Here is a 13224-nt window from a genome sequence, read left to right as displayed (position 1 = left end):
CTGGGGGATCGTCGGCACTATTGTCGCCGATTTTCGCGGCAATCCGCCACCGCGCCCACCGCGGGGGAGTTCAGGACAAGGGCGTGTCGCGGCGCGCCAGCCGCCAGGTTGCGTCGGGGATCACACCGACGGTAGCGACCGTGACCGCCCTGGATGCCGCGGCGTTGGGCTGCAGGTGTGCGACACAGCCATGGGTCGCCTCGATGCGGACGGCGACACCGTGCGGCTGCAGCACCGTCATCAGGGCGTCCGCGATCTGCTGCCCGAGTCGCTCCTGCAGCTGGGGGCGCTTGGCGGCGACCTCGACGAGGGCGGCGATGCGGCTGAGCCCGGCGATGTGACGGCTCGGCGCGTAGTACACGTCCGCCGTCCCGTCGAACGGCAGCAGGTGATGCTCGCAGATCGAGCGGAACGGGATGCCGGTGACGCCCACCAGTTCGCCGGGGTGCTCGTTCTCGGTGAGCGCGACAGGAACACCGAGTGCGGATACAGGGTCGACGCCGAGCCCCGCGAACACGTCGAGCACGAGGTCGGCGACGCGTTCGGGAGTGCGCAGCAAGCCCAAGCGGTCGGCGTCCTCGCCCACCGCGAGCAGGAGTTCGCGCACGGCGGCAACCGCGCGATCACGAGAGGTCTGAACTGCGGAAGATGTCATCGTCTGCGGGAGCCCTCCGGGGGTTCGAGGTGCTCGACGAGGTCGAGCCCATGTCGTGCCCACTGGATCTCGCCGAGCGCACGCTCGACGAGACCCTCATAGGCGAACCGCTTGTACGCGATCGTGCGTTCCCGATCGGCTTCGGCCGTGACGGCAAGTCGGCGCCGCAGCATGGGATTGTCGACGGCGTCGATGCGGCGGATCTCACCCTCCCACTGCTCCAGCTCGCCCTCCCACTGCGCGATGTGCGCGCGTAGGAAGGCGCGGGCCTGGTCGGGTGTCGCCGACTCCAGATACGCGGCGCGAAGGTGAGCAGGATCGCGCACCCGCTGATACTCCGGCGGCGATGCCATCCAGTCCAGGAACGCCTGGTCGCCGGCGGGGGTGACGTGGTACATCCGCCGCATGCCACGCTCCCCGCGTGCCTGCTCCTCACCGAGGATGAGCCCTTCGCCCTCCATCTTCCGAAGCTCCGGATAGATCTGCGAGTCCGGAGCATGCCAGAGGTGACCGACTGACACCGAGAACTGCTTCTGCAGGTCGTAGCCGGACTGCGGGCCCACCCGCACCAGTGCGAGCAGGGCGTAGCGCAGACTCATCGGATTCCCTCCTTCGGCGGCGTCGCGTGCTCGCCGCCGACCGTCTGCCGAGATTACCGGTGGATGCCGGTGGCGACGATTCAGCTCTGATAGCCGGTGCGCCAGCCGCCGTGGTAGGACTGGCGGACGACCGTCGAATACGGCACCGGACTGACCACCACACGCACCTCGGTCTGCTCGTGCCGCTCGACGGAGGCTTTGGCCGTGCCGCCGTCCGGCTCCCCCCAGATCACCTTCAGCTCCGTGCCCTCCGGCACGTTGGGGTCGACAACGCCCAGCGACAGGCCGCGCCGCTCGTTGGCGCTGTACCCGGTGAACATCGAGAACCCGACCGTGGTGCCGTCGGCATCCACGATCGAGTCGTAGTTGGCCGAGCCGTAGTTGGCCAGCGGCAGGTCGAAGAACTTGTACTGCGGCCCGTCCACGTTCAGCAGCGACCCCCACACCCGGGTGAGATCCTCGGCGTTCCAGGCCAGCGTCACCTTGCGGCGCTGGGTCTCCTTGTCGATCTTCTCGAGGGCATCGCGACCGATGAAGTCGTGGTCGAACTTGACGAAGGAGCCGTAGCCGAGCTCCCACGGGGTCAGGTAGTAGTCCTCGATGTTCTCCGAGACGTAGGAGCCGGCCAGCGTGCCGGTGGCCTCGTAGCTGTCCACGCCGAGCCATTCGCGGTAGGCGCGCTCGGGTTCGCCGGTGTAGATCGCCGGCAGGGGCGAGGGGATCCAGCCCGACTCCAGCGTGTTCGAGGGGTAGGCGCGGGACCCGACCGGCACGAGCCCGAATTCGGCGCCCGCCTCGACGATGGCGTCGCGGACCTGGTCGTGGTCGGCGTACGGCCCCCACACCTCGAGGCCGGGTGCGCCGGCCATCCCGTGGCGGAGGGTGCGCACCTCTTTGCCGGCGATGCGCATCGTCGACATGTTGAAGAACCCGAGCTTTTCGAGTTCGCCGCCGTTGAGCTTCTCGATCACGGCCCAGGCATTCGGGCCCTGGATCTGGAAACGGTAGTACTCCCGGGTCACCGGGTGCCCGTAAGGGCGGGAAGGTGACCGGCGGTCGACCGTGACATCGAGATTGCGGTAGCCACCGGTCTCGCCGTGGAACAGCAGCCAGTTCGAGGCGGGGGCGCGGCCCACGTAGACATACTCGTCTTCGCCTTGGCGGAAGAGGATGCCATCGCCGATCACATGGCCCGATGAGGTGGTCGGCACGTATTGCTTGGCCTTGTTCACGGCGAAGTTCGCGACCGAGTTGATGGCGGTGTCGCTGATCAGGTTGATCGCGTCGGATCCGCTCAGGAACACGTTGTCCATATGGTGCGACTGGTCGTACAGCACGGCGGTCTCCCGCCACGCCTGCTGCTCCTTGATCCAGTTCTGGAAATCGGCGGGCACGACGGGGTAGATGTACGAGCCGATCTGCGAGTTGCGCAGCATGTCGACCGGGTTGGTCTGGTCGATCAGCTCCTGCAGGTTCTTTGCCACGGATGAACTCCTCTGTTCTGTGGGTGGACGCCTCGGGCGAGGCATCCGTGTCAGGCGAAGACGATGGTCTGATTGCCGTGCCGGATCACCCGGTCCTCGGCGTGCCACTGGACGGCACGGGACAGCACGGCGCGCTCGACGTAGGCGCCCCGTGCCTGCAGGTCGGTCGCGCTCATCGCGTGGGTGACGCGGGCGACGTCCTGTTCGATGATCGGTCCCTCGTCGAGGTCGCCGGTGACGTAGTGCGACGTCGCGCCGATGAGCTTGACGCCGCGTTCCTTGGCCTTCTTGTAGGGGCCGGCACCGATGAACGCAGGCAGGAACGAGTGGTGGATGTTGATGATGGGCACGCCGACCTGGGTGAGGAAGCCGTCGGAGAGGATCTGCATGTAGCGCGCGAGTACGACCACGTCGACGTTGCCGACCAGGAGCTTCATGATCTCCGCCTCGGCGGCGGCTTTGTCCGGTCCGGGCGAGGGCACGTGGAAGAACGGGATACCGAAGGAGCGCACCGACTCGGCGCTGTTGGTGTGGTTGGAGATCACCATCGGGATCGTGACGTTCAGCTCGCCGCGGCGGTGGCGCCAGAGCAGTTCCAGCAGGCAGTGGTCGCTCGTCGAGGCGAGGATCGCCATGCGCTTGGGTACCGACTGATCGGTGAGCTGCCAGGTCATGCCGTAGGGGGTGAGCGTGTTCTCGAGGTCGCCTTGGATCTCAGGCATCGCGGCCGCGAGGTCGGGGCGGTGAAACACCAGCCGCTGGAAGAACGCGCCACCCTCCGGATTGTCGGAGTACTGGTCCAGGGTCACGATGTTCCCGTTGTTGCGGGCCACCAGTGCCGTGATCGCCGCGACCAGCCCCGGCTGGTCGGGGCCGTGGGTGATGAGGCAGGCGTGATCGCTCAGCGAGTTCGGTTGCAGAGACACGGGCATCCTCAGGACTGGCCGTTGCGGTAGTCCTGCGCCCACTGCGCCGTCGCCTGCAGGCCGCCGAACGTGTAGAAGTGCAGCTTGACCGTTCCCGCGGCGGGGGACTGTGCGAGCTGGGCGGCCAGATCCGTCACGAACCGGTCGGGACCGGCGGTTCCCATGAGGTTGGTCAGCGAGAAGCCGTACTTCTTCACGATCATCGCGTTCGCGCCGACGCCGAAGCGCCGCGCGAAGCCGATCAGCCGTTTGATGCCGGCAGGGCCGGGCGTGCCGATGCGGATCTCGGTCTGGATGCCGCGGTCGCGCACCTGCTGGATCCACACGGTCACCGGGTCGGTGTCGAAGGCGAACTGGGTGAGGATCACCGCTCCCAAGCCCTGCTCCCGCAGCGCGGCCGACTTGTCGTCCAGATGACGCCAGAGCACGTCGTCGGGAATGTCGGGGTGACCTTCCGGGTAGCCCGCGATCGACACCTCCTTGACGCCGTATCGCTGCAGGATGCCGGATCGGATCACCGAGAGCGAGTCAGGATACGGACCCTCTGGTTCGGCCGGGTCGCCGCCCACGGCGAAGACATGGTCGGTGGCACCGACATCCTGCAGTCGGCCGAGGAACTCCTCCAGCTGCCCCTGCGACGACAGCCGCCGGGCCGAGATGTGCGGGACCGGCACGAAACCGAGGTCGACGACGGCCTTGGCGGCGGCGACCCGCATCTGAAGATCCTCGTTGCCGAGGAATGTCACGTTGATCTTCGTGCCGGCGGGGATCGTGTCCCGTGCCTCTTCGAGGCCCGGCACGTCCTTCCCGGTCATCTCCAGCGAGAAGCCGTCGAGGAGGCGGAGGGCGGCGCTGCGTGCCGCCGGTGAAGTCTGGGCCACTGATCGAGGTCCTTTCCTCTCAGGGAGAGGGCATCATTGCGCCTCCGAGATGCAGATTACCTATGGTGATAGGTAATGGCAAGAGGTACTGCGCGAACCCGTGAGACACCATGACGGGGTCCGCCGCTTCGGCGGACCCCGTCATGCGCGCCTGTCGGTCAGTGCGCCATGCCGGCCAGGGCCTCGGGGTCGATCGTGGCGATCGAGCGGGTGTCCTGGAAGGAACGGATTCCGTCGATGCCCTGCTCGCGTCCCATCCCCGACTGCTTCATGCCGCCGAAGGGTGCACGCAGGTCAAGGCGAGTGGCGCCGTGATCGTTGACCCAGACATATCCGCAGCGCAACTGGCTGCCGACGCGGTGGGCGGCGGTGGGGCTGCCGGTCCACACCGACCCGCACAACCCGGCCCACGTGTCGTTGGCGAGACGTACGGCCTGCTCCTCGGTGTCGAACGGGATCACCGGGATGACAGGACCGAACTGCTCCTGGGTCACCACGCGCAGCCCCAGCGGGGGGTCCACGACGATCGCGGGCCGCAGGAAGTTGCCGCCCGCGAGGTCGCCGCCGGGCAGCTCGCCGAATTCGCGGACGTCGGCACCGGCATCCTTCGCCTCGGCGATGATCTCCTCGACGAACGCCTTCTGCGCCGGCTGGTGGAGCGGCCCCATCGTGGTGCCCTCGTCGAGGCCGTAGCCGATGACGACGTTCTCGAGCCGCGCAGTGAGCCCGGCGACGAGCTCGTCCAGCCGCGAACGGTGCACGTAGACGCGCTTGGCGTTCATGCAGATCTGCCCCGTGGTGTCGTACACCGCGGCGTAGAGCCGGTCGAGGTGCACATCGTCGATGACGGCGTCCTCCAGGAAGATCGCGGCGTCGTTGCCGCCGAGTTCCAGCATGACCCGGGTGAGGGTCTTGGACGCCATCTCCATGATCCGCTTGCCGCCGTTGACCGAGCCGGTGAAGGACACCTTGGCGATGTCGGTGTTCTGGATGAGGCCGGTCATGTTCTCGTCACGGCCGGTCACGACGTTCAGCACGCCGGCGGGGAGCTTCTCGGCGAGGCGCTGGACCACCCGGGTCGTGGCCAGCGGCGCCGACGGCGGGGGCTTCACGATCGCGGTGTTCCCGGCCAGCAGCACGTGCGGCAGGGAGGCGCCGAGGATCGCGATCGGCCAGTTGAACGGCACGATCACGGTGACCACGCCGAGCGCCTGGTAGGACACCTCGGTGGACACCGGGATGGCGCCTGGTACGACGGGCAGGGTCCGCGGCACGTCGACCTCGTCGGCGAGCATGAGCGCGAGGTTCCAGCGCAGTTCGAACACGAGGGCATCCACCCACGCTTCGAAGCGCACCTTGCCGTTCTCCTGCGACAGGATGGCGGCATCCTCATCGCGGTCGTCGCCGATACCGGCGATGGCGTCGGCCATGAGTCGCGCGCGCTCCTTCGCGCCCATCGCCTCCCACGCGGGGTGAGCGGCCTTGGCCGCGGCCACGGCATCGCTCACGTCGTCGGCGGAGGCCGCGGCGGCCTCCCCGACGATCAAGCCGGGTCTGGCCGGGTCTGGGATCGACAGGGTCTCGTCGGTGAAGCGTTCCTGGCCTCCGATGTAGAGCCCCGTTCGCGCCCCGGTGGTGATGGCGTCTGCAGTCATCTCGGCATGCACCTCTCTGTGTTCGGCGCAGATCGCGCCGGCGTCGATGGATTCGTTTGATTCTGCGGCCTGACCGTCCCCGGATCAACCGCGGCCGGCACTCTCACGCAGGGTTCCGACGCTCCAGCATGCGCCCGGCACCGGCTGCCCCGACAGCCAGCAGGGGAAGCAGGGTCATGAAGAACAGTGCGGGCACCGCGGTGCCGGTGCCGAGCAGCCCGCCCAGCGGCGAGGCCGCGGCGCCGAAAGCGAACTGACTGAAGCCGATCAATGCGGAACCCGCCCCCGCCGTCCGGGCGGCGCGGCCGACGGCGATGGCGGATGCCGTCGACATGACCGCCCCGCATCCCACGGCGAACCCGCCCATCAGCGGCAGGTACCAGGCCAGGGTGAAGGCTCCGGACACCGCGAGCACACCGGAGATCCCCGCCGCGGTCAGCTGCAGCAGCTGGGCTACCAGCAGGGTGCGGCCGGTGCCGACGCGCTGGGCGACGCGGCCGCTGAGCCACGCGCCCGACATGATGCACAGGCCCGTGAACGAGAAGGTCAGCGAGTAGCCCAGCGGAGTCGTCCCGAAGATGTTCTGCACGATGAACGACGACGAGCTGATGTACACGATGAGCGTGCCGTAGCCGAGGCCGAAGGCGACGGCGTAGCCGACGAACGCGCTGTCGCGCAGCAGGCGACCGATGTTGCCGCCGATCGCGGCGAAGGTGAACGGATGCCGGCGGTCCGGCGGCAGGCTCTCGGGGATGACGAAAGATGCGACCAGCAGCATCGCCGTGGCCAGCACCGCCACCCCGAGAAGCGTCACGCGCCAGCCCCCCGTCTGGGCGAGCCAGCCACCCAAGGGAACCGCGATGGCGGGGCCGAGGGCGATCATGGCCCAGAGCAGGCTGAACGCGCGCACCGCCTGCTGCCGGTCGGCCAGATCTGCCACGATCGCGCGTGCCAGCACCGCCCCCGCGGAACCCGCGAACCCCTGCACCGCGCGGATGGCGATGAGTACGCCGACGGAGGGACTGACTGCGGCAAGGTAGGCGCAGGCGGTGAACACCGCCAAGGCGGCCAGCAGCGTGCGCCGCCGGCCGAGGGCGTCCGAGAATGCGCCGATGACCAGCTGTCCCGCCGCCGAACCGATGAGGAAGGCCGTCATGGTCAGCTGCACGGCGGATGCTTCGACCTGGAACGCCGCCGCGATCTGCGGGAATGCCGGCAGATACACGTCGGTCGAGAGCGACCCCGCCATCGCGACGAACCCCAGGGCGAGCATGAGTCCGGGATCGATGCGTCCCGGGGTGCGCGGCACGGGGCGCGGTGGGCTCATGCGCGGGTCGCCACGTCCGGACGGAACCCCTTCTTCGCCAGCTGGATCTGCTCGTACACATGGCGACGCAGCTCGGTGAAGCGCGGCAGCGACCGCGTCTCCAGCTGGTCGCGCTCCTCGGGGAGGTCGACGAGGAGGTCCTCCTGCACGATGGTCGGCGAGCTCGAGAGCATGATCACCCGCTCCCCGAGATAGACCGACTCGTCGATGTCGTGTGTGACGAAGAGCACCGACAGCCCCAGCGTTTTGCGCACCCCTCGCACGAGGTCCTCGAGGTCGGCGCGGGTCTGGGCGTCCACAGCGGCGAACGGTTCGTCCATGAGCAGCACCTCCGGTTGGTAGGCGATGGCTCGGGCGATGGCCACGCGCTGCTGCATTCCGCCGGAGAGCTGCCACGGATACGACCGCGGTACGTGATCGAGGCCCACGTTGGCCAGCGCCTCCTCGACGAGAGCCCGGCGCTGGTCCTTGCCCATGCCGGAGTTCTTCAGCGGCAGCTCGACGTTCTCGAAGACCCGCAACCAGGGGAACAGGGAGCGGCCGTACTCCTGGAAGACGACCGCCATCTTCTTCGGCGGCGCGGTCACCTTCTTGCCGTCGAGCACGACCTCACCCGATGTCGGCGTAAGTAGGCCCGCGATGCATTTGAGAAGCGTCGTCTTTCCCGAACCCGAGGGGCCCACCAGGCACGTGAGCTCGTTCTTGCCGAGGTCGAAGGTGAGGTCGCGGACGGCCTCGATGTCACCGCCGTCGGTGGTGTAGACCTTCTTCAGGTTCCGTACCGACAACAGGGTGTCCGCAGCGGGCAGGGTGCGACCGTACGAGACGGTCTGCAGTGGTGCAGAAGAGTCAGACAGCATTCTCGAGATCCTTCAGTCCGTAGTACCAGCGGAGGATGCGTCGTTCGACGACGCGGAACAGCATGGCGACGAGGAAGCCGACGATGCCCAGGAGCAGGATCCCCGACCACATCTCGGGGATGGCGTAGGTGCGCTGGAAGCGGATGATGGCAGCGCCCAGCCCCCCGGTGGGGGCGAACATCTCGGAGATCACCATGAGGATCAGCCCGATCGGCAGGCACTGTCGCACCCCTGCCAGCACCTGCGGCGCGGCGGAGGGGAGCACCTGGTAGCGCACCCGGTTGAATCCGGAGATGCCGTACGAGCGGCTCGTGTCGTTCTGCACCGGGTCGGTCGCCCGCACCCCCTCGACCGTGTTCAGCAGCACCGGCCAGACCGCGCCGATGGCGATCACGACCACCTTCATCGCGTCGTTCGGGCCGATGATCAGCAGCAGCGGCGGCACCAGAACCGGTGCGGGCAGGGCGCGGAAGAACTCGAACAGCGGCTCGGTCATCGCCCGCAGGGTGCGGTTCAGGCCGATGACGATGCCCAGGAGCACCCCCACGACGATGGCCAGGGCCACGCCCATGCCGAACCGAGCAAGGCTCGGCAGCACGTCCGCCCACAGGCGAGGGCCGAACCAGAGCCCGAAGAACTCGGCGATCAGCTCGGGGGGTTCCGGGATGAAGAAGTTCGGCGACAGGATCGTGTTGATCCACCAGAGCGTGACGAGGATCACGGGCAACCCGAGGGTGAAGGCGATGGCGACGAGGGTTTTTCTCATGCCGGCACCTCCCCCCGCACCGACGTGTGCCACGACAGCAGCCGGCGCTCCGCCGCGCGGGCGCCGACGTTGATCAGCACCCCCAGGAGCCCCGTCGCGATCATGAGCGCGTACATCGTGTCGTAGTTGCCCGCGTTCTGGGCGAGCGTGATCTGATAGCCCAAGCCCGGCGTGCCGATGATCAGCTGCGCGGTGATCGCCAGGATCAGGGCGATCGCCGAGGCGAGTCGCACGCCCGTCATGAGGAACGGCAGCGCCGTCGGGAACACGATGTCCCTGATGAGCTGCCAGCGGGAGAAGCCGTAACTGCGCCCCGTGCTCATGGCGACCTGATCGACGTCGGCGACGCCGTACAGCACCTGGATGAAGATCTGCCAGAACGCCGCGTACACCACCAGCAGCAGGGTCGCCTCGAACCGGATGCCGAACAGCAGCACCGCGAGGGGGATGAGCGCGACGGACGGGATCGGACGGAGGAACTCCACCGTCGAGTTCGTCGCACGGCGCAGGAACGGCGACAGCCCGATCACGACACCGGCGATCGTCGCCAGCACGAACGCGATGAGCAGGCCCGTGCCCCACGCCAGGAGGGTGTCGCCGATCGCCACCCAGAAGTCGGGGAACGTGGCGATCTGGAACAGGTGGGGGATCACCTCGGTGGGTGGCGGCAGATAGCGAGGGTCCACCAGGCCCGTCCGTGACGCCATCTCCCAGATCGCGAGGAACAGCACGATGCCCGCGATGCCGAGCAGGGCCTTGCGTGGGGAGAACCGCCGTCGAGCGCGCGCCTTCGCGATGGCGACGGTGCGAGTCACCGTGTTGTCGCCGGGTGGTGCGATGGTCATCGTCGACCTCCTTGGTGGGCAGTGGACTCAGCTCAGGGCGTCCCGGAGCCGTAGCGCGCACGCAGATCGGCCTTGCGCACTTTTCCGCTGGCCGTTCTCGGCAGTTCTTCGGTGAAGACCACCCGGGTGGGGATCTTGTACTTGGCCAGTCGGCCGTCCAGGTGCCGGGCGATCGCCTCGGCGGGCAGGTGAGCCCCTTCTTTCAGGCTCACCACGGCCAGCGGCACCTCGCCCCACTTGTCGTCCGCGACACCGATGAGGGCGACCGACGAGATCTCGGGGATCTCCATGATGACTCCCTCGACCTCCGCCGAGTAGATGTTCTCCCCGCCCGAGATGATCATGTCCTTCAGGCGATCCGAGACGCGAAGGTACCCCTCCTCGTCCATCGAACCGAGGTCGCCGGAGCGGAACCAGCCGTCCACGAACGCGGCCGCGGTGGCTTCCGGGCGGCGCCAGTACTCCTTGATCACGTTGGGTCCGCTCACCAGGATCTCCCCGACCATTCCGGCGGGCACCGTGACGCCCTGTTCGTCCACGACCTTCACATCGGTGAAGAAGTGCTTGATCCCCGACGACCCCATCTTCACCTTCGACATCCGCGGCGGCATGGCCGTTGCGCCGGGGGAGGTCTCGGTCATGCCGTAGCCGCAGGAGAAGGACAGGCCCCGCTTCTCGTACGCCTCCAGCATCCGTTCCGGCATGGTGGAGCCGCCGCAGGTGAGGTGCTGCAGGCTGCTGATGTCGGTGGTGTCCCAGTCCGGATGCTCCTGCAGCATCTGGAAGGTCGTCGGCACCCCCGCGAGCATCGTCACGTGCTCCGCGGCTACCGTGTGGAGCACCCCGGCGGGATCGAACTTCTCGTGCAGGATGACCTGGCCGCCCTGCAGAAGTACGGGCAGGGCCCCCATGCTCAGCGAGGCGACGTGGAACAGGGGAGAGATCAGCAGCACGCGTTCGGCGGCGTGGATGCCGTAATCGACGATGGCGTTGAAGCAGTTCCAGGTGAGGTTGCCGTGAGTGAGGACGGCTCCCTTCGGATGCCCGGTGGTGCCGGAGGTGTAGAGGATGATCGCCGGGTCGTCGAGAGTGACGGGAACGTCGATCTCGCGATCCACCCCCGACGCGATCACCTCGTCGTACGACTCGACCGCGGGGTAGGCGTCGGCCTCGACGATGATCCGCCGGGTGACGCCGGTGGACCAGGCGCCGGAGCGAGCGCGGTCACGCAGGTCGGCGTGCAGGATGAGGGTCGTGGATCCGGAGTCCTCGAGGGCGAACTCGATCTCGGGAGCGGCCAGGCGGGAGTTCAGCGGCACGAAGATCGCACCGAGGGTCGCCGTGGCGAACAGCGACTCGAGGAAAGAAGGGTGGTTGTTGCCGAGGTAGGCGACCCGGTCGCCCGCTGAGACACCGCGGTCGGCGAGGGCCGCGGCGAGCAGGCGGATGCGGTGGGCGAGCGTGCGGTAGCCCACCGTCTCGTCGCGGAACGAGATCGCGACGTCGTCCAGCGAACGCTCGCTGCGACGGGAGATCCAGGTCCCGATGCCTTGGTTGTGCACAACGGCCTCTTTCGAAGTCAATCGATCGGTGACGCCCCGCCGCCGCCGGAGCGGCGACGGGGCCGCCGGGTCAGTTCAGGAGCAGAACCTGTTCCAGGTCCGGCTCCTGCTCGAGGAACTCGTACTTCAGAGCGAGGGCGGAGAGGTCCTCGATGATCGACTCGTCCAGATCGGCGGAGAGGTGCTCGAAGTTGATGTTCTCGACGACCTCGGCATCCATTCCGGTGAAGGTCACCACGACCTCGCGGTAGCCATCGGTGTCGGCCATCGCCATCTCGAGCGACTCAGCGATGCCGGCGCGGAACTTCTCGACGATCTCCGGGTTCTCCTCGGCGTACGCCGTCGAGGTGAATGTCACCATCGACGCAAGCCCGGGGATCGCGTTGCCCATCGGTTCGCCGAGCACGGTCATGCCCTCGGTGGCCGCACCGGCGCCGAAGAACGGATCCGGCATCCAGGCGGCATCGATGTTGCCCTGCTCGAGCTGCGGGAGCTGGTCAGGGAAGGCGAGCTCGGTGAACTCCACCGCCGCCGGGTCGCCGCCGTCGAGTGCGACGGACTCCATGATGGCGAGGTCGCCCTGCGTGTTGAAGGCGTTGACGGCGACCTTCTTGCCCTCGAGGTCCTTCCAGGTCGTGATGCCGGAGTCCTCCTTGACGATCACGCCGGTCGGCAGCATGTCGGCGGGGACGTCCACGCTGGAAAAGCCCGCGATGATGCTCATCTCCAGGCCCTGGCTGGCGGCCACGAGCACCGACAGCGGGTTGCCGACTGCGAACTCGATGTCGCCGTTCGAGACGGCCGGCAGCAGCGCGGCGCCCCCCTGGCCGATCTGGACGGACACGTCGAGGCCCTGCTCTTCGAACACCCCGGCGTCGATGCCCATCTGCACTGCGGCGGATGCCGCGATGGGGATGAGCCCGACGGTCACCGGCGTGAGCTCCTCGGTGCCCTCGCCGCCCCCGCCCGGCTCTTCGGTCTCGCCGCTGAGTGAGCCGCTGCCGGCGCAGGCGGTCAGCATCAGCCCCGCCACCGCCATCGCGGCGACGGCTGTCATTCGTAGATTGCGCATCTCAGAAACTCCTTTGTCACTGACGGATGGTGCAGAAACCGCCGCAGGCGGCGGGTACAGCGCAATTTTCAGTTTTGTGGTGTGGGCTGTCGGGTTGTGGTGTGGCTGTGGAGTTGTGGTGTGGTCAGGCGGCGTACAGGCGCTGCAGGCTGCGCGCGACGACGGCGGGCTTCGTGCCGCCCTCCGTCTCGATCGTGATGTCGACGGTGAGCTGGTAGCCGCCGGCGACCTCGGCGACGTCGGCGATCGTGCCGGTCAGACGGATGCGGGAGCCCACCGGGACGGGGGAGACGAAGCGGACCTTGTCCAGCCCGTAGTTGACCTTGGTTCCCGCGCCTTCCACCTCGAGCAGTTCGGTCCACAGCGGAATGAGCAGCGACAGCGTGAGGAAGCCGTGGGCGATGGGTGCGCCGAACGGGCCGTCCTTCGCGCGCTCGGGGTCGGTGTGGATCCACTGGTGGTCATCGGTCGCGTCGGCGAACGTGTTCACGCGTTCCTGCGTGATGTCGAGCCAGTCGGAGTAGCCGAGGTCGGCCCCGACGAGCGAGGGCAGGTCGGCGTAGGCGATGGTGGTGGTCATGGGTTCTCCTTG

13 protein-coding genes are annotated in these 13224 nt (G+C 67.8%); all 13 read right to left on the bottom strand.

Annotated features, from left to right (window positions below):
• Positions 1 to 70: 70 nt before the first annotated feature.
• Complete coding sequence (gene folE, locus NQ151_RS10320) at positions 71 to 655, bottom strand: GTP cyclohydrolase I (protein ID WP_257528021.1); 585 nt, start codon at positions 653 to 655, stop codon at positions 71 to 73.
• On the bottom strand, positions 652 to 1254 hold the full coding sequence (locus NQ151_RS10315) for a PadR family transcriptional regulator (RefSeq protein ID WP_257507407.1): 603 nt from the start codon (positions 1252 to 1254) through the stop codon (positions 652 to 654). The genes folE and NQ151_RS10315 overlap by 4 nt, the downstream gene beginning before the upstream one ends.
• An 80-nt stretch (positions 1255 to 1334) precedes the next feature.
• Entirely contained in the window at positions 1335 to 2738 is a 1404-nt protein-coding gene (ligM, locus tag NQ151_RS10310) for a vanillate/3-O-methylgallate O-demethylase (RefSeq protein WP_257528020.1), read from the bottom strand.
• A gap of 50 nt (positions 2739 to 2788) precedes the next feature.
• Positions 2789 to 3670 carry a formyltetrahydrofolate deformylase gene (purU, locus tag NQ151_RS10305; protein ID WP_257507409.1) on the bottom strand — a complete coding sequence of 294 codons (882 nt, stop codon included), beginning with the start codon at positions 3668 to 3670 and terminating at the stop codon, positions 2789 to 2791.
• Positions 3671 to 3672: 2 nt separating this feature from the next.
• Positions 3673 to 4479: a methylenetetrahydrofolate reductase gene (locus NQ151_RS10300; protein WP_257507725.1), complete on the bottom strand. Its 807-nt coding sequence runs from the start codon at positions 4477 to 4479 to the stop codon at positions 3673 to 3675.
• Positions 4480 to 4703: 224 nt separating this feature from the next.
• Positions 4704 to 6200 (bottom strand): aldehyde dehydrogenase family protein, encoded by a 1497-nt coding sequence (locus NQ151_RS10295; protein ID WP_257507410.1) that lies wholly within the window; start codon positions 6198 to 6200, stop codon positions 4704 to 4706.
• A gap of 103 nt (positions 6201 to 6303) precedes the next feature.
• Positions 6304 to 7527 carry a multidrug effflux MFS transporter gene (locus NQ151_RS10290; RefSeq protein ID WP_257507411.1) on the bottom strand — a complete coding sequence of 408 codons (1224 nt, stop codon included), beginning with the start codon at positions 7525 to 7527 and terminating at the stop codon, positions 6304 to 6306.
• Positions 7524 to 8387, bottom strand: a complete 864-nt coding sequence (locus NQ151_RS10285) for an ABC transporter ATP-binding protein (RefSeq protein WP_257528019.1) — start codon at positions 8385 to 8387, stop codon at positions 7524 to 7526. Before NQ151_RS10285 ends, NQ151_RS10290 begins: the two co-directional genes overlap by 4 nt.
• Complete coding sequence (locus tag NQ151_RS10280) at positions 8377 to 9153, bottom strand: ABC transporter permease (protein WP_257528018.1); 777 nt, start codon at positions 9151 to 9153, stop codon at positions 8377 to 8379. The genes NQ151_RS10285 and NQ151_RS10280 overlap by 11 nt, the downstream gene beginning before the upstream one ends.
• Positions 9150 to 9998, bottom strand: coding sequence for an ABC transporter permease (locus tag NQ151_RS10275; RefSeq protein ID WP_257528017.1), 849 nt, complete (start codon positions 9996 to 9998; stop codon positions 9150 to 9152). Before NQ151_RS10275 ends, NQ151_RS10280 begins: the two co-directional genes overlap by 4 nt.
• 32 nt (positions 9999 to 10030) lie before the next feature.
• The gene (locus tag NQ151_RS10270) at positions 10031 to 11560 is read right to left on the bottom strand and encodes an acyl-CoA synthetase (RefSeq protein WP_257528016.1); all 1530 of its coding nucleotides are present in this window, start codon (positions 11558 to 11560) and stop codon (positions 10031 to 10033) included.
• Positions 11561 to 11630: 70 nt separating this feature from the next.
• The gene (locus NQ151_RS10265; RefSeq protein WP_257507416.1) at positions 11631 to 12617 is read right to left on the bottom strand and encodes an ABC transporter substrate-binding protein; all 987 of its coding nucleotides are present in this window, start codon (positions 12615 to 12617) and stop codon (positions 11631 to 11633) included.
• Positions 12618 to 12756: 139 nt separating this feature from the next.
• The gene (locus NQ151_RS10260; protein ID WP_257528015.1) at positions 12757 to 13212 is read right to left on the bottom strand and encodes a MaoC family dehydratase; all 456 of its coding nucleotides are present in this window, start codon (positions 13210 to 13212) and stop codon (positions 12757 to 12759) included.
• Positions 13213 to 13224: the final 12 nt, after the last annotated feature.

The sequence above is a fragment of the Microbacterium sp. zg-YB36 genome, assembly GCF_024623575.2.
GTDB lineage: Bacteria > Actinomycetota > Actinomycetes > Actinomycetales > Microbacteriaceae > Microbacterium.
This window is presented reverse-complemented; position numbering and strand designations above follow the sequence as displayed.

Excerpts from the sequence above, each read along its gene's own strand:
- NQ151_RS10290 (WP_257507411.1), bottom strand. The coding sequence starts at position 7,527 with ATGAGCCCACCGCGCCCCGTGCCGCGCACCCCGGGACGCATCGATCCC.
- NQ151_RS10315 (WP_257507407.1), bottom strand. The coding sequence starts at position 1,254 with ATGAGTCTGCGCTACGCCCTGCTCGCACTGGTGCGGGTGGGCCCGCAG.
- NQ151_RS10275 (WP_257528017.1), bottom strand. The coding sequence starts at position 9,998 with ATGACCATCGCACCACCCGGCGACAACACGGTGACTCGCACCGTCGCC.
- NQ151_RS10295 (WP_257507410.1), bottom strand. The coding sequence starts at position 6,200 with ATGACTGCAGACGCCATCACCACCGGGGCGCGAACGGGGCTCTACATC.
- folE (WP_257528021.1), bottom strand. The coding sequence starts at position 655 with ATGACATCTTCCGCAGTTCAGACCTCTCGTGATCGCGCGGTTGCCGCC.
- NQ151_RS10285 (WP_257528019.1), bottom strand. The coding sequence starts at position 8,387 with ATGCTGTCTGACTCTTCTGCACCACTGCAGACCGTCTCGTACGGTCGC.
- purU (WP_257507409.1), bottom strand. The coding sequence starts at position 3,670 with ATGCCCGTGTCTCTGCAACCGAACTCGCTGAGCGATCACGCCTGCCTC.
- NQ151_RS10300 (WP_257507725.1), bottom strand. The coding sequence starts at position 4,479 with ATGACCGGGAAGGACGTGCCGGGCCTCGAAGAGGCACGGGACACGATC.
- NQ151_RS10265 (WP_257507416.1), bottom strand. The coding sequence starts at position 12,617 with ATGACAGCCGTCGCCGCGATGGCGGTGGCGGGGCTGATGCTGACCGCC.
- NQ151_RS10280 (WP_257528018.1), bottom strand. The coding sequence starts at position 9,153 with ATGAGAAAAACCCTCGTCGCCATCGCCTTCACCCTCGGGTTGCCCGTG.
- NQ151_RS10260 (WP_257528015.1), bottom strand. The coding sequence starts at position 13,212 with ATGACCACCACCATCGCCTACGCCGACCTGCCCTCGCTCGTCGGGGCC.